11 protein-coding genes and 1 tRNA gene are annotated in these 16,153 nt (G+C 68.1%); 8 read left to right on the top strand and 4 right to left on the bottom strand.

Annotated features, from left to right (window positions below):
- The first annotated feature begins 93 nt into the window (after positions 1 to 93).
- Positions 94 to 1,440, top strand: coding sequence for a Xaa-Pro dipeptidase (gene pepQ, locus HFP89_RS12090; RefSeq protein ID WP_168717922.1), 1,347 nt, complete (start codon positions 94 to 96; stop codon positions 1,438 to 1,440).
- A 103-nt stretch (positions 1,441 to 1,543) separates the two neighbouring features.
- Here the strand turns inward: pepQ and HFP89_RS12095 are convergent.
- Positions 1,544 to 1,620 (bottom strand) — tRNA-Pro (locus HFP89_RS12095).
- A 273-nt stretch (positions 1,621 to 1,893) separates the two neighbouring features.
- On the opposite strand from HFP89_RS12095, the gene HFP89_RS12100 reads away from it, so the two are divergent.
- Together HFP89_RS12100 and ppnN are read left to right on the top strand one after the other, a co-directional pair.
- Positions 1,894 to 5,172, top strand: a complete 3,279-nt coding sequence (locus HFP89_RS12100; protein ID WP_168717923.1) for a TonB-dependent receptor — start codon at positions 1,894 to 1,896, stop codon at positions 5,170 to 5,172.
- A gap of 520 nt (positions 5,173 to 5,692) precedes the next feature.
- Positions 5,693 to 7,096 carry a nucleotide 5'-monophosphate nucleosidase PpnN gene (gene ppnN, locus HFP89_RS12105; RefSeq protein WP_168717924.1) on the top strand — a complete coding sequence of 468 codons (1,404 nt, stop codon included), beginning with the start codon at positions 5,693 to 5,695 and terminating at the stop codon, positions 7,094 to 7,096.
- A gap of 30 nt (positions 7,097 to 7,126) precedes the next feature.
- Here the strand turns inward: ppnN and HFP89_RS12110 are convergent, their stop codons facing one another.
- From HFP89_RS12110 to HFP89_RS12120, 3 genes are all read right to left on the bottom strand, one after another.
- Entirely contained in the window at positions 7,127 to 7,873 is a 747-nt protein-coding gene (locus tag HFP89_RS12110) for a hypothetical protein (protein WP_168717925.1), read from the bottom strand.
- 76 nt (positions 7,874 to 7,949) lie between these two features.
- Positions 7,950 to 8,843: an archaetidylserine decarboxylase gene (gene asd / locus HFP89_RS12115; protein WP_346775240.1), complete on the bottom strand. Its 894-nt coding sequence runs from the start codon at positions 8,841 to 8,843 to the stop codon at positions 7,950 to 7,952.
- Positions 8,836 to 9,495: an SCO family protein gene (locus HFP89_RS12120; protein ID WP_168717926.1), complete on the bottom strand. Its 660-nt coding sequence runs from the start codon at positions 9,493 to 9,495 to the stop codon at positions 8,836 to 8,838. Before HFP89_RS12120 ends, asd begins: the two co-directional genes overlap by 8 nt.
- Before the next feature lie 33 nt (positions 9,496 to 9,528).
- Here HFP89_RS12120 and prmB point away from each other — a divergent pair, with 33 nt between their 5' ends.
- The 5 genes from prmB to truA all read left to right on the top strand — a co-directional run bounded on the left by prmB (position 9,529) and on the right by truA (position 16,135).
- Positions 9,529 to 10,479 (top strand): 50S ribosomal protein L3 N(5)-glutamine methyltransferase, encoded by a 951-nt coding sequence (gene prmB, locus HFP89_RS12125; RefSeq protein WP_168717927.1) that lies wholly within the window; start codon positions 9,529 to 9,531, stop codon positions 10,477 to 10,479.
- Positions 10,480 to 10,485: 6 nt separating this feature from the next.
- Positions 10,486 to 11,577, top strand: a complete 1,092-nt coding sequence (gene aroC / locus HFP89_RS12130) for a chorismate synthase (protein ID WP_168717928.1) — start codon at positions 10,486 to 10,488, stop codon at positions 11,575 to 11,577.
- Positions 11,578 to 11,593: 16 nt separating this feature from the next.
- Complete coding sequence (locus tag HFP89_RS12135) at positions 11,594 to 12,619, top strand: aspartate-semialdehyde dehydrogenase (protein ID WP_168717929.1); 1,026 nt, start codon at positions 11,594 to 11,596, stop codon at positions 12,617 to 12,619.
- A 122-nt stretch (positions 12,620 to 12,741) separates the two neighbouring features.
- Positions 12,742 to 15,315, top strand: a complete 2,574-nt coding sequence (locus HFP89_RS15850; protein WP_206212355.1) for a FimV/HubP family polar landmark protein — start codon at positions 12,742 to 12,744, stop codon at positions 15,313 to 15,315.
- Positions 15,305 to 16,135 (top strand): tRNA pseudouridine(38-40) synthase TruA, encoded by an 831-nt coding sequence (gene truA, locus HFP89_RS12140; protein ID WP_206212356.1) that lies wholly within the window; start codon positions 15,305 to 15,307, stop codon positions 16,133 to 16,135. Before HFP89_RS15850 ends, truA begins: the two co-directional genes overlap by 11 nt.
- The last annotated feature ends 18 nt before the right edge of the window (positions 16,136 to 16,153 follow it).

A 16,153-nucleotide genomic window follows, 5' to 3' on the forward strand; every position in this document is an offset into this window, starting at 1 on the left:
TTGGCGTGGTCGTTCGAGGTCCGGCCGGGTCCGAAGCGCGCCGCGCGCTTGCTACACTGGCCGGATCGAGTCTAACGAATTCGGTTCCACGCCATGACGTCCCGCTCCGATTTCCTGCCGCCGACGCGGCACTACGCCGACCACGTGCACACCCTGCTGGACAAGGCCGTGCATCGCATCGGCCAGGCCGGCTACGACCGGCTGTTGATCCACAGCGGGCGTTCGCACGCCCGCTTCCAGGACGACTACCACGCACCGTTCCGCGCCCACGGGCATTTCGTTCACTGGCTGCCGTTGCCGAGCCATGCCGACTGCCTGCTGGAAATCGTGCCGGGGAGTCGCCCGAAGCTGTGGCTGTGCGAGCCCGACGACTTCTGGCACGCGCCGCCGTCGCCGCCGCAATCGTGGTGGGCCGACCACTACGAGATCGAAGTCGTGACCGTCGCGGACGATTGGGCGCACGTGCTCGAGATCGAGAAGGCCACCGCGCTGATCGGCGATCCGGTCGATTTCCCGGCGCTGGGCCGGCACGCCGACCTGAACCCGGAGCGCCTTCTGCGCGGCCTCGACGAGGATCGCACGGTCAAGACCGACTGGCAGCTCGACTGCCTGCGCGCGGCCAGTCGCAGGGCCGTGGCCGGACATCGCGCCGCTCGCGAAGCCTTCGAAGACGACGGGTCGGAGCTGGCCATCCACCTGGCCTACCTGGCCGCATCCGCGCACGACCCGAACGACCTGCCGTACAACAGCATCGTCGGCCTGAACGAGCATGCCGCCATCCTGCACTACCAGCTGCGCGACGCTGCTCCGCCGGACCGGCATCGGACCTTCCTGATCGACGCCGGCGCCGATTGCCACGGCCTGGCCTCGGACATCACCCGGACCTGGGTCCGATCCGACCAGGGCCTGTTCGCCGACCTGCTGCGTGAAATGGACGCACTGCAGCTTCGGCTGGTCGCCCGGATGCAGCCCGGCATGGACTACGTCATGCTGCACGAGGAAGCGCACCGCGGCGTGGCCAGGATCCTGCACGATGCCGGCCTGGTCAAGATGTCGATCGAGGCGATGATCGCCGATCGCGTGACCAGCCGCTTCTATCCGCACGGCCTGGGCCACCACCTCGGCGTCCAGGTCCACGACGTGGCCGGTCGGGTGGGGCCGGACGGATCGTCGCTGCCGCCGCCGGAGGCCCACCCGTTCCTGCGCCTCACGCGGACGCTGGAGGCGGGCAACGTGATTACCGTGGAGCCGGGGCTGTACTTCATTCCCAGCCTGCTGGCCGACCTGCGCGAGGGCGGGCTGCGCGATCGGTTCGACTGGGACGCGATCGACGCCCTGATCCCCTACGGCGGGATCCGGATCGAAGACGACGTGGTCGTGCGTCGCGGCGGGGCGCCCGAAAACATGACCCGGGATGCGTTCGACACCGCAGGCGGGTGACGGCATCGGGGCGACCGCTTGCCCGAACCAACGAAAAACGGCACCCGTGGAAGGTGCCGTCTGACGAGTGATTCGCGCCGGGAACGCGAACCGGGAATCATCGTGGTCGGGGTGAGAGGATTCGAACCTCCGGCCCCTGCCTCCCGAAGACAGTGCTCTACCAGGCTGAGCTACACCCCGAACGAAGCCCGGAAGTATAAACCCTGCCGTCGAGCCTGGCAATAGCCGGGGCACTATTCGACGATATCGTGGCGTCCCGACCACGTCTCATCGGCCGATGGGGCGAAATTCGATCGATTCGGGGGTGCGCTCGGGCCCCGGGATTCGTTAAAATCCTGTAATCGGGATGTCATCGACGACCCGTAACTTGCACCTGTTCCGAAGGGGCGGTCGGATCCGTGTTCGCCCGGGACGCCCGACGATTCTCAAAAACCACATCTGGAGTTTGTCTGCATGAAACCCACGAACCTTACGTACAGCCTGCGCGCGCTGTTCGTGTTGGCCGTCGTGAGTGTCCTGGCCGTTTCCACGGCCACGGCACAGACCACGTCGTCCAACCTGCGCGGCCAGATCGTCTCCGAGGACGGCGACCCGATCCGGGGCGCGGCCGTCGAGATCATCCACGTGCCGTCGAACTCGGTTTCGCGGGCCGAAACCGGTGAGACCGGTCAGTTCTTCCAGGGCGGCCTTCGCGTCGGCGGTCCGTACAACATCACCGTGACTGCAGACGGTTACCAGGTCCAGCGCCTCGAGGGCGTGTTCCTGGATCCGGGTGCCCAGGATCCGTTCCGCTTCACGCTGGCCGAGGCCGCCGCCGACCTGGATCGCGTCCAGGTCACCGGCGCGGTCATTTCCCAGGCCGCCGAGCTGAACAACGGCGTGGGTTCGACCTATTCCGCGGCCGACATCGCCAACCAGCCGGCGACCGACCGCGACGTGGTCCGCACGCTGCTGCGCGACCCGCTGGCCCAGTCCGACGGCGTCGGCAACCTGTCGATCGGTGGTGTCAACCCGCGCTTCAACGCCTTCACCATCGACGGCGCGGCCCAGACCGACGACTTCGGCCTGAGCTCCGGGACCTATGCCACGGCACGTTCGCCGATCAACCTGGACGCCGTCGAGTCGGCCAGCCTGGTCGCGGCCGACTACTCGGTGCTCGCCGCCGACTTCCGCGGCGGTCTGATCGATGTGGTCACCAAGTCCGGCACCAACGAATGGGACGGCTCGATCTACTACGCCTACAACGACGACAGCTTCGTCGGGACCGATTTCGACGGCGGTACCTTCGATCCGGGTACCTTCGAGGAAGAGGAGTACGGCTTCACCCTCGGCGGTCCGATCCTGAAGGACACGCTGTTCTTCTTCCTGTCCTACGATGAATACGAGAACGCCGCACCGGCCGATTTCCAGCAGTTCGACCTGAACAACGACATCGACCCGGCCTTCTTCGACGCCGTTCGCGAAATCACCCAGCAGGTCTACGGTTTCGACCCGGGCGGCCGTCCGCAGGTGGCCAACGTGCCGGAAACCTCCGAGCGCACCCTGGTCAAGCTGGACTGGAACATCAACTACGATCACCGCGCGTCGTTCACCTACCAGAACACCCAGGAAAACGACACCAGCGTGGGCGCCGACGAATTCACCGGTGCCTGGTACGACATCCCGAACGAAATCGACGCCTACACGCTGCAGCTGTTCAGCGACTGGTCGTACAACTTCTCGACGCAGCTGCGCGTGAACTACGTCGAAAAGGTCCGCGGCCAGAACTGCCGCGTCGGTAGCGGGTTCGGCCAGATCACCCTGGACAACTGGGGCGCCGATGCCGTGGCCGGCAGCCCGCTGGAAGGCCTGCTGGGCGATGACGAGAACGACTTCGTGCTGGGTTGCGATCGCTTCCGCCACGCCAACGCCTTCGACGACGAGCGTCTGGATATCCTGCTGTCCGGTGAGTACTTCGCCGGCGACCACGTGATCACCTTCGGGGTCGATTACGAGCAGTACGAGCTGTTCAACCAGTTCGTGCCGCGTTCGAACGGCGAGTTCACGTTCAACAACTACGACGAATTCGTCAACCGTACGCCGAGTGTCGTTCGCTACGAGAACGTCACCAGCAACAACGCCGCCGACGGCGCTGCGGTCTGGGGCTACGACCAGATCGCGCTGTTCATCCAGGACCGCTGGCAGATCACGCCGGACTTCGAACTGAGCGCGGGCGTTCGCTACGAGCGCTTCCTGCAGGACGACAAGCCGGAGTTCAGCAACGCCATCAACAACACCTACGGCGTGAACACCTCCAGCAACCTGGACGGCAACTCGCTGTTCCTGCCGCGCGTGGGCTTCCTGTGGACGCCGGCGGCACGCACCACGGTGTCCGGCGGCTTCGGCCTGTTCTCCGGCGGCAACCCGGAAGTCTGGGTCTCCAACGCGTTCCAGAGCGCCACGTTCTTCGCCCAGACCTTCGATGCCACCGGCGTCGATATCCGCAACGTTCCGCAGGAACTGCTGGACTCGGTCGCGACCGGCACCGCCGTGCCGATCGACTACATCGCCGAAGACTTCGAAACCCCGTCGGACTGGAAGGCCTCGCTGCGCTTCGAGCAGGGCTTCGACCTCAACAACGTGTTCGGCATGGACTGGGGCAGCAACTATCGCTTTACCGCCCAGTACCTGTACACCAAGGTCCGCGACGGCTTCGTCTGGCGCAACCTGGCCCAGACCGAACTGGCCGAGACCCAGCCGACCGGGGTCGCGCCGGACGGCCGGATCATCTACGCCGACCTGGACGACCTGGGGATCAACAACCTGACCCAGCTGGGCAACGCCGACGGCGCCGAAAGCAGCGTCTTCACCGTTGCGCTGGCCAAGGCCTTCGATTCGGGCTTCAACTTCGACATCAGCTATGCCTACACCGATGCCGAAGTGATCTCCGAAGGCAACTCCTCGCGCGGGATTTCGAACTGGCGCGGTCAGTACACGCTGGATCAGAACAACCCGACTGCGCGGACCTCGCCGTACCAGCTCGAGCACTCGTTCAAGTTCAACTTCGGCTACCAGAACGACTTCTTCGGCGACCTGCTGACCCGCGTCGACGTGTTCGGCCGCGTGTTCAAGGGCGACGTGTTCGGTGCCACCTTCGACGTGTTCGGCAGCAACCCGCTGTTCGGCCGCGCCGGTCAGGGCGAGAACCCGTTCGACAACCGTCCGCTGTACATCCCGACCCCGGGCAGCGACCCGCGCGTCGTCTACGGCTCGGACTTCGACGTCGCCGGCTTCTTCAACTACGTCGAAGAGAACGACATCCCGGTCGGCGGCATCCTGGCGCCGTACTCGCTGACCTCGGACGACTGGAACAACATCTGGGACCTGCGCTTCCAGCAGGAACTGCCGGGCATCCCGGGCTTCGACAAGCTGGTCGGCGACAACCGGTTCAAGCTGATTCTCGACATCGAGAACTTCCTGAACCTGCTCAACGACGACTGGGGTCGCTTCACCAACGGCCCGCGCTTCGGCCAGGCCAACATCGTCCAGGCCGACCTGGTCTCGGCTGCCGACGTGGCCGCCAACGGCATCGATGGCGCGTCCGCGCTGCGCGGTGACGCGCCGCGCACGACCTGCCTGCAGGCCACGGACTGCCTGTACCGCTTCAACGATTTCGACGACGATCCGACGGTCTTCACCAGCCGTCCGAATTCCGTCTACGAAATCCGCCTGACGCTGCGCTACGACTTCTGAGTCGACGCCCAGCGGCAATCGCCGGCCCCCGGCCGGCGATTGCAGAAAGTTCGACCCAGGCCCGCCGAGCGATCGGCGGGCCTTTTTCTGTTCCATGGAACCGCAGATGAACGCAGACTGGAAAACCCGGTTCGTCGGCGCATCGAAGTTCCCGATATCTGCGATTGATGAGGCCCAACAAGGAGCATGACAACGAGCTCCCGGAATTTCCGGCCACTCCAACCCCGAACCCCGAACCCCGAACCCCGAACCCCGAACCCCGAACCCCGAACCCCGAAACCCGAAACCCTGAAACCCTGAAACCTGAAACCTGAAACCTGAAACCCGAAACCCTGAAACCTGAAACCTGAAACCTGAAACCTGAAACCTGAAAACTGAAAACTGAAAACTGAAAACTGAAAACTGAAAACTGAAAACAGTCCCCTGTCCCCTGTCCCCCTTCCCTTTTCCCCCCGAATCCGTACACTGTCCGGCCCGCTCGCGTCGGGGGTCGCGAACGAAACGAATCGAAGGACCACGAATGACCCAGAACGAAACACGCCGGCGCGGCGGCTGCGCCGATCAGAAGCATTCCGCTCACGTCTACCCGGCCGGTTCGCTGAACATCCTGTCGCGCGAGGAAGTTTCGCGGCTGTCCGACGCCACCCAGGAAGTCGGCGATCTGTTGCGCCGCTGCGCGCTGGCGGTGCTCAACAGCGGCAACCTCGGCGACGACGCCGAGGCGATGCTGGCCCGGTTCAGCGATTTCTCGATCCGCGTCGCCCAGGTCAACCGCGGCATGCGACTGGACCTGGAGAATGCGCCGGGCTGTGCGTTCGTCGATGGCGAAATGATCCGCGGTATCCGCGAGCAGCTGTCGGCGGTGGTCCGGGACATCGTCTATTTCCACACCGAGATCCGGCCGAATCCGTACTTCGACCAGGAAACCTCCGAGGGACTGACCAACACGGTCTTCGAGATTGCCCGCAACGCGCACCTGCTCGATACCGGGCGCGACCCCAACCTGGTTGTCTGCTGGGGAGGGCACTCCATTCCCGGCTTCGAGTACGACTACACCAAGGAGGTCGGCTACCAGCTGGGCCTGCGCGGGGTCGATATCTGCACCGGCTGCGGTCCGGGCGCGATGAAGGGGCCGATGAAGGGAGCGACGATCGGCCACGCCAAGCAGCGCATGCTGCCGGGGCGCTATGTCGGTGTGACCGAGCCGGGCATCATCGCCGCCGAATCACCGAACCCGATCGTCAACGAGCTGGTGATCCTGCCGGACATCGAAAAACGTCTCGAGGCCTTCGTCCGCCTCGGCCACGGTGTGGTGGTGTTTCCGGGCGGGGTCGGCACGGCCGAGGAAATCCTGTTCCTGCTCGGCGTGCTGCTGAACCCGAAGAACGACGCGCAGCCGTTCCCGCTGGTGCTGACCGGCCCGGCCGATTCGGCCGACTATTTCGAGGAGATCGATGCCTTCGTCGGTCTGACGCTGGGCGACGCGGCGAGAGCGCGCTACGAGATCATCATCGACGACCCCGAGCGGGTGGCCACGGTGATGAAGGCCGGGTTGGATCGGGTCCGTGAGTACCGGGTCGAGACCCAGGACGCGTTCTACTACAACTGGCTGCTGCACATCGACGAGGAGTTCCAGCGCCCGTTCGATCCGACCCACGAGGCCATGGCCGGTCTGCCGGTCTCGCGTGACCTGCCGCGCCACCAGCTGGCGGCCAACCTGCGCCGGGTGTTTTCCGGCATCGTGTCGGGCAACGTCAAGGCCGACGGCATCCGGCGGATCCGCGAGCACGGTCCGTTCGAGATTCGCGGTGAGCCGGAGATCATGCAGGCGCTGGACCGTCTGCTGAACCGCTTCGTCCGCCAGCACCGGATGAAGCTTCCGGGCGAGACCGCCTACGAACCCTGTTATCGCATCGTCGACTGAACGAGCGGGCGCGAGCCCGGCCGGGGCGGCTCAGCCGTCGCCGCTGCGGTCGGCTTCGTCCAGCGCCTGGCGCAGCGTGGCGGCACGCCGACGCTCGCGGGCCTGCAGCGCGCCGTCCTCGTCGACCAGGCCATCCCGGATCAACGCCCGGAATGCGCCGAGCTCGATTCCGCGCGTCGGCACCAGATCGGTTCCATCCACCCGCATCGACTGTGATTCGGCGCGCGCCTCGCGCTGGTGAGCCAGCAGATCCGAGGCGTCGATCCGGGAGCGCGGCCCCTGGAAGCTCATCGGCTCGACCAGCGCCTGCACCGCCTCGTCGCCACGGCCGTTCTCGCCGCCGAGTCCCGGCTGGGGCCAGCGCAGCGCATAGCGGTTGTCCGCGCCGACCAGCACTTCCAGCGCACAGCCGTCCGGATGCCCGCGCCAGCCGTCTTCGGGATCGCGAAGAAGGAACAGCAGGTACCGCGGGCCTTCCTGACCGGCGACCCGTTCGGGGAAGTAGCACTCGATGTCCTTCAGCCCGGACTCCTTGACGATGAAGCGCTCGATGATGCGCGGCGCCTTGTAGGCCAGCAGCGTGCTGAACCAGGCCCGCCCGTCGATCGGAAACCCTCGGGTGTATTCGTAGTCGGTCCGCTCGAGCTGGGCGAGCACCACGACATCGGATTCGGCCGCGCGCTGGGCCAGCGGGTGCTGCTGGGCCGCAGCGATCCCGGCCGTGACGGCCAGCATCGCGGCGAGAACGAACTGCAGGGATGAACGGGTACGTTTCATAAGCACTCCGACGTTGACGGCGCGCGCGAGTTCCGTTGTCGCCCTCCGCAGGTCCGCGCCCGGCAGGGGAATCGATTCAATTCTCCGCCCGACCGGGAGCACGTGGCCCGGTCAGGGCCTCGCCGAGCCGCATTCTCCGACCGGGCACGAGGCCGTCGACCCAGTCCGGCGCATCGCGGCCGGTCACTACGATCACCGTCGAGCCCCAGTGGAAGCGGCCCAGTTCGGCGCCCGCGCTCAGCCGGACCGTCGGGTCGAAGTCGATTCGCGCGACATCGCGCCCCGGGCGAAGCCGGAGGCCGGCATCCCAGACCGTCTCGATGCCGGCGACCAGCATCGCTGCAACCATGACCACCGCCATCGGGCCGTGGGCGGTGTCGAACAGCGCGACCATGCGTTCGTTGCGGGCGAACAGCCGGTCGATGTGGCGGCTGGTCGCATCCGAGACGCTGAACAGACGGCCGGGCACCCGGATTTCGGTCCGCAGCGTGGCGTCGCAAGGAACGTGCACGCGGTGGTAATCGTAGGGCGCCAGGTAGACCGTGGCGAAGCGGCCGCCGGTGAAGGCCTCGGCAGCCTTCTCATCGGCCAGCAGTTCGGCCAGGCTGTAGTCGCGCCCCTTGGCCTGGACGATCCGTCCGCCGCTCGGTTCCTCGAAGATCGGGCCGGCCTGGCTCAGCGTCCCGTCACACGGGCACAGCAGGCCGGTGCCGACCGAGGCCGGCGGTCGCGCATCGGGTTTCAGGGCCCGGGTGAAGAATGAATCGAAGCTGTCGAACCCGGAGGCCGGCACCACCGCTTCGTCGAGGTCGACCTCGTAGAGCCTGCGGAAGCCGGCGATCAGCGGTCGCCGGATCCAGCCGGCGCGCGCGGTGGAAATCCGGTGGGCCAGCGCGGTCAGCGCCCGCTGCGGCAGCAGGTGCTGGATCGAGACGCCAAGCCGCGCCAGCGGCGAACCGGGATCAGGCACCGCGGCGTCGACTCAGCTCGAACAGGTCGGCGATCATCGCCTCGGTGTCGAGCGGCTGCGGGAAGCGGCCGACCATCCGCCCCTGCGGATCGATGATGACGATCATGCCCGAATGGTCGACGCTGTAGAACCCGGTGTCGTCGGCCGCCTGGCGCACGTACAGCGCGCCGAGCTGCCGGGTCAGCTGCATCAGCGCCTGGTCGTCGCCGGTGATCGCGCGGAAGTCCTCATCGAACCACTTCACGTAGTCGCGCATGGCCTCGCCGTCGTCGCGCTGGGGATCGACCGAAACGAACACCACGCGCGGCGGATTCTCGACCCGCATCTGGTCGAGCCGCTCCATCGCCGTGGCCAGCCGGCCGAGCGTGTCGGGGCAGATGTCGGGGCAGTTGGTGAAGCCGAAGAACACCAGGGTCCAGCCGCCGGTGAAATCGGCCTCGGTGAACGCGCTGCCGTCGGCGTCGTGAAGTTCGAACGGTTCGATCGGCCGGGCCTGCGGGTACATCGAGGCGGCGCGATACTCCGGGCCGGGCTGGAACAGCGGCCGGGCCACGATGATGCCGGCAAGGACCGCGACGACGGCCACCAGGACCAGCAACAGGGTGTGGCCGGAGACGCTACGGATCGGGGAGAATCGGGGATGGTTTCGCATGGGGCAAGTATACCAATGCCGTATACTGCCGCCATGTCGACGCCTCTTGCAGACGGCGCGTCGGAGACCCTCGGCGACTGGGTCCGGCGGGCCGCGAACGCCATGGATTCGGCCGGCCTGCACTTCGGGCACGGCACCGCCGCGGCGATCGACGAGGCCTGCTGGATGGCCGCGCACGTGCTCGACCTGCCGCCCGATTTCGACAACGACCGGTTCGACCTGACGCCGACCGCCGAACAACGCGCCCGGCTGGCGTCGCTGCTGGAGCAGCGCATCGAAACGCGTCGCCCGTTGGCCTACCTGATCGGCGAGGCGTGGTTCGCGGGCCTGCGGTTCCGGGTCACCGACGACACCCTGGTGCCACGCTCGCCGCTCGGAGAACTGGTGGTCGGCGGGCTGCTGCCGTGGCTGGACCTGAATCGTCCGCTGCGGGTGCTCGAGGTCGGCACCGGTTCGGGCTGCATCGCCGCGGCCCTGGCCTGGTACTGGCCGGCGCTGGAGATCGAGGCGGTCGATATCAGCGAGGCCGCACTGGCGGTGGCCGCCGACAACCTGCGGCGGCTGGGCGTGGCCGACCGTGTCCGGCTGAGCTGCTCCGATGTCTACGATGCACTCGGCGATGTCCGCTACGACCTGGTCGTCAGCAATCCGCCGTACGTTCCCGAGGCGTCGATGCGCGCGCTGCCCGACGAATACCGCCACGAGCCGGTCGGAGCGCTGGTCGCCGGGGCCGACGGTCTGGCCATCGTGCGCCGGCTGATCGCAGGCGCGGCCGATCACCTGGCGCCCGGCGGCTTCCTGCTGGTCGAGGTCGGTGAGGCGGCCGAGGCCGCCGAGCACCTGCTGGCCGACAGCGAGGCGATCTGGCTGGACTTCGAGCACGGTGGGGACGGCGTGTTCCTGCTCGACCGGGCCGGCGCGCTGGCGGTCGATACCGCGCGGGCGGTCGAGTCGATCCCGGCCGGCGATCACGACGAGGACTGAGGACGCATGAGCTACAACCGATTCGGACGCATCCTGAACATCACCACCTTCGGCGAGAGCCACGGACCGGCGATCGGCTGCGTGATCGACGGGTTTCCGCCGGGGGTCGGGATTTCCGCCGAGGAAATCCGCGAGGCGATGCTGCGCCGGGCCACCGGACGGTCGCGCCACACTTCCCAGCGGCACGAGGCCGAGGACGTGCAGATCCTGTCGGGCACCTTCGAGGGCCGGACCACCGGCACGCCGATTGCGCTGGTCGTCTACAACACCGATGCGCGCAGCAAGGACTATGCATCGATCGCACGCCAGTTCCGGCCCGGGCACGCCGACTACACCTATCACCACAAGTACGGCCTGCGCGACTACCGCGGCGGCGGGCGGTCCTCGGCGCGCGAGACCGCGATGCGGGTGGCGGCCGGCGCGCTGGCCGCGAAGTACCTGGACCAGCAGTTCGGCATCCGCATCACCAGCTGGCTGGGCCAGCTCGGCGAGCATGTCTGCGACGAACGCTTCGACGCCGATTCGATCGACGACAACCCGTTCTTCTGTCCCGATCCGATGAAGGTGCCGGAGCTCGAGACCTACATGGACGCGCTGCGCAAGTCCGGCGACTCGGTCGGTGCGCTGGTCCGGGCCCGGGCCGACGGCGTACCGCCGGGCTGGGGCGCGCCGGTCTATGCCAAGCTCGACGGCGACCTGGCCGCTGCCATGATGAGCATCAATGCGGTCAAGGGCGTGGAGATCGGCGCCGGATTCCGCTCGGTGGCCCAGAAGGGCACCGAACACCGGGATGAAATGACGCCCGAGGGCTTTCTCGGCAACCAGGCCGGCGGCGTGCTCGGCGGTATTTCGTCGGGTCAGCCGGTGACCGTGGCGGTCGCGTTCAAGCCGACCTCCAGCCTGCGCATCCCGGGCCGCACCGTGGACGTCGACGGCCAGCCGGTCGAGATCATCACCACCGGCCGGCACGACCCCTGCGTCGGCATCCGCGCCGTGCCGATCGTCGAGGCGATGCTGGCGCTGACCCTGATGGACCATTACCTGCTGCATCGGGCGCAGTGCGGCGATGTGCCGCCGCAGCGCCCGCGGGTGGAATGAACCGGAGTCTTCCCACATGACGGAACGGACCTACGACGTCGCCGTGGTCGGCGCCACCGGCGCGGTCGGCGAGGTGCTGCTCGAACTGCTCCTCGAGCGAGGCTTCCCGCTCGGTCGGCTGGTGCCGCTGGCCAGCGCGCGCTCGGCCGGTGAGGACGTCGCGTTCGGTCGCAGGAGCGTTCGGGTGCAGGCCCTCGACGACTTCGATTTCGCCGGCATCGATTTCGCCTTCTTCTCGGCCGGCGGTTCGGTGTCGGCGCTGCACGCGCCTCGCGCCGCGGCCGCCGGCGCGGTGGTCATCGACAACACCTCGCACTTCCGGATGGATCCCGCCGTTCCGCTGGTCGTGCCGGAGGTCAACCCCGATGCGCTGGCGGCGTTCGACGATCCGGCCCATGCCGGCATCATCGCCAACCCGAACTGCTCGACGATCCAGATGGTCGTTGCGCTGGCCCCGATCCACCGCGAGGTCGGCATCGCCCGGATCAACGTCGCGACCTACCAGGCCGTGTCCGGCGCCGGCCGCAAGGCGATGGAAGAGCTCGGTCGCCAGACCGCCGACAAACTGAACTTCCGTGAGCCGACCGTCGAAGCGTTCAGTGCGCCGATCGCATTCAACGTGATTCCGCGGATCGACGTGCTGGACGAGCAGGGGTTCACCCGGGAGGAGCGCAAGATGCACAACGAGACCCGGCGCATCCTCGATGACGACGCGCTGGGCGTGAACGCCACCGCAGTCCGCGTGCCGGTGTTCTACGGCCATGCCGAGGCGGTCCATTTCGAAACGCGCGAACCGATCGAACTGGGGCGTGTCCGCGAGCTGCTGGCCGCAGCGCCGGGCGTGGAGTTGCTGCCACCCGACGCCGAGCCGACGCCGCTGGAGCATGCCTCCGGTCGCGACCCGGTCGTGGTCGGACGGCTGAGGCGTGATCCGACGCACCCTCGGGGCATCGATCTGTGGATCGTTGCAGACAATCTGCGCAAAGGTGCGGCACTGAACGCAATCCAGATTGCCGAAACGGTGCTCCAGCGACGTCGCTGAAGCGCGGTTTCGCGGGTATCGATGGACGGGGGCGCTTGTTATACTCGGGCGTAGCGTCTGTCCGATCAGGCGGGTTCGATGGGTTTTCGATACTTCAAGAAACGTTCCGCAGGGGAGCAACAATGAGCGCGTTTCGTGTACCAGCATTGGGGTGGGTCGCGGCTCTGGCCGGGCTGCTGTTGATCGCGGCGCCCGACGCCGCCCGAGCGCTCGGGCTGGGTGAAGCGCGGGTCGATTCCTACCTGAACCAGCCGCTCGACATCCGAATCCGTCTGCTCGAGGCCAGCGAAACGGAGCTCGACTCGCTGACCGTGGGTCCGGCCACGCCGGCCGACTATCAGCGCCTCGGCGTGGGCAGCAGCGCGCTGGCGCTGGACCTCGAGTTCGAAGTCGACCGCTCGCGCTCGCCGGCGGTCATCCGCATCACTTCGTCGCGGGCGGTCGCCGACCCGATCGTGCAGTTGCTGGTCGATGCGCGCTGGGCCAGCGGGCGCATGCTGCGCGAGTACACCCTGTTCCTGGATCCACCGACGCTGGATATCGCTCCGCCGCCGGCGCCGGCGCGCGCCGAGCCGCAACCCGAGACCGCGCCCGAACCTGCAGTCGAGCGGGAGTCCCGCCCGGTCTCGCGCGAGCCGGCACCCCGTCCGGCGGCGCGTGCGGTCCGGAGCGCCGATGGCGGTGAGCGCCTGGTGCGCGACGGCGACACACTGTGGTCGATCGCGCGGGCGAACCTGCCGGCCGACGACATCTCGATGAACCAGATGATGGTCGCGATCGTCGAGCTGAACCCGCAGGCATTCCGCAACGGAAACATCCACCAGATGCTGCGCGGCAGTCGGCTCGAACTGCCTGACGCCGGGCAGGCTCGCGCAGTCGATCGGGCCCGGGCCCAGGCCACCGTGCAGGCCCAGAACCGCGCGTTCAACCAGCGCCTGGGCGGTGCTGTGCCGGTGGTATCCGACGCTGCCCGCGGCGCCGGCGATGACGTCGCGGACGAACCGGCGGCGCCGACCCCGACGCCGCCCCGCGAGGCGGCCAGCACGGCTCGCGAACCCGAGCCCGAGGCGCGGCTGGAGCTGGTGCCGGCCAGTGAGGAATCCACCGGCAGCGGCCTGGACGAGGACGGTGCCGAGGTCGATCGTCTGCGCCAGCAGCTGGCGCGGACCGAGGAAGAACTGTTCGCGGCCCGGCTGGAGGCCGAGGAGTTCCAGTCCCGCCTGAGCGATCTGGAGGCCCTGGTCGAAGACAACCCGACCGGCGTCGGCCTGGCCGATGCCGAGCTGGCGGGCCTGGAGCAGACGCTGCGTGCGGCCCGCCTGGCGGCTGCCGAGGATGCCGATCCCGCGCTTCGCGCGGACGTCACCGCTCGGCTCGACGACTACCTGAACCGGTTCGAACAGGCCGCCGAAGGCCAAGTGGCCACGGCCGACAGCGAAACCGGGGAGATCGCCGGCGCAGCCGAAGTGCCCGCCGAGCCGACTGCCGAGCCGACTGCCGAGCCGACTGCCGAGCCGACTGCGATCGAACCGGGTGACGCCGAAGCCGATCCGCCGGTCGTCACGCAGGTCGGAAGCGAACGCAGCGTGTGGTCCAGCCCGCTGCTGCTGCCGCTGGCCGGCCTGGTGGTGCTGCTGATCCTGATCGGCGCGGTCTGGTTCGCGCTGCAGCGTCGCCGCAGTGAAGCCGAAGCCGAAGCGCCGGCCGTGCGCGGCGTGCCGCCCGTGCCGCCGCGCAAGGAACCGGCCGTGGTCGCCAGCGAGCCGATCGCCGGTGACCCGGTCGAGCGAGCCCGCGACCGGGTGACCGCTGCGCCGACCGACCTGACCGCGCACCTGGCCCTGCTCGAGGCCCTGGCCGGCGACGACGACAGCGAGCGCTTCTCGACGGCGCTGGAAGACATGTTCGAGCACGTCGAAACCGGTGCCGAGCCGCCGTGGCGCGAAGCGCTGGAACTGGCCGGTCGTGTGGTACCCGGGCACGTGCTGGTCAAGGGCAGCGCCGACTGGATGACGGTCGGCGGCGACGACGACCGGGCGCCGCTGGACGATCTCGACGAGGAAAGCGAGGTCGGCGACCTGATGTCGCGGCTGGAATCCGAGCCCGACGAGGAAACCGACGATCACGACTGGATCGATTCACCGGACGAGGCGCCGCGCGACCCGGACGACGAGGCGCTTCCGACCCTGCACGACGACGATGACGAACGCGCCCCGCTGGTGCTCGGTGGACTGGACGACGAGGAGTCGGTCGCGCCCGAGACCAGTGCCGAAGAGCTGAGCGCGAGGCGCAGCGTGCCGTCGGTCGAGGACGAGGAGGCCGAGCAGGACTGGTTGGCCGACGACCTGGTCGGCGACGCCGAGCGGGACGATGCGGTCCGGCGGGCCGGCGATGCGACCGAGGCTGCGCCCGAACCAGCCGGCGCTGAGCGCGAGGACGACGACCGGCTGGTGATGGACTGGACCGAGTCCGACGACGACCAGGACCGCACGGCGGACTCGGCGGCCGACGAAGCGGACGCCGAGGGCGACATCTTCGCGCCGAGCGACGACGACGTCGATGTCAAGCTGGACCTTGCCCGGGCCTACCTGTCGTGGAACAGCACCGACTCGGCGAAGACCCTGCTCGAGGAGGTCGTTCGCGAAGGCAACGACGAGCAGAAGGAACAGGCCCAGAAGCTGCTGGATGATCTCTGAGCCGGAGCCGGGCGACCGCCAGCGAATCGCGTTCGGACTGGAGTACGACGGCAGCCGCTTTCGCGGCTTCCAGCGTCAGCGGCAGCGCCCGACCGTCCAGGAGGTGCTCGAGGACGCGCTGAGCATCGTGGCCGACGAGACGGTCACGGTGCACTGCGCAGGGCGCACCGACACCGGCGTCCACGCGGCCTGCCAGGTGATCCACATCGAGACCTCGGCGCGGCGCAGTGAGCGCGCCTGGGTACTCGGCGTCAATTCCAACCTGCCCGGTGCGGTCGCGGTGCGCTGGGCGCGCTTCGTCGACGAGCGCTTCCACGCCCGATTCTCGGCGCGCGGCCGGTACTACCGCTATCGCATTCTCAATCGCTGGATCCGGCCCGGTCTCGAGGCGGGACGGGTCGCCTGGGAACGCCGGCCGCTGGACGCCGAGCGGATGCACGAGGCCGCTCAGCGGCTGGTCGGCGAGCATGACTTTTCGTCGTTTCGCGCGCTGGGCTGCCAGGCCCGGCACGCCCGGCGCCACCTGCATTCGATCGAAGTTCGCCGCCACGGCGATGAAGTGGTGCTTGACGTGGCCGCCAACGCCTTCCTCTACCATATGGTCCGCAACATCGCCGGCACGCTGATCGCGGTCGGTTGCGGCGAACGCGAGCCGGCCTGGGTCGGCGACGTGCTGGCCGCGCGCGACCGGACACGGGCCGGGGTGACCGCGCCGCCGGAAGGGCTGTGCTTCATGGGCGTGGACTATCCCGAGCATCCCGAACTGCCGTCGCGCAGCGCCGACCTGGCCGCGTTTCCCCGCGGGCGGGACCTGAGCTGATCGCGCCGCGCCGGCGCC

Source organism: Wenzhouxiangella sp. XN79A, assembly GCF_012272825.1.
GTDB lineage: Bacteria > Pseudomonadota > Gammaproteobacteria > Xanthomonadales > Wenzhouxiangellaceae.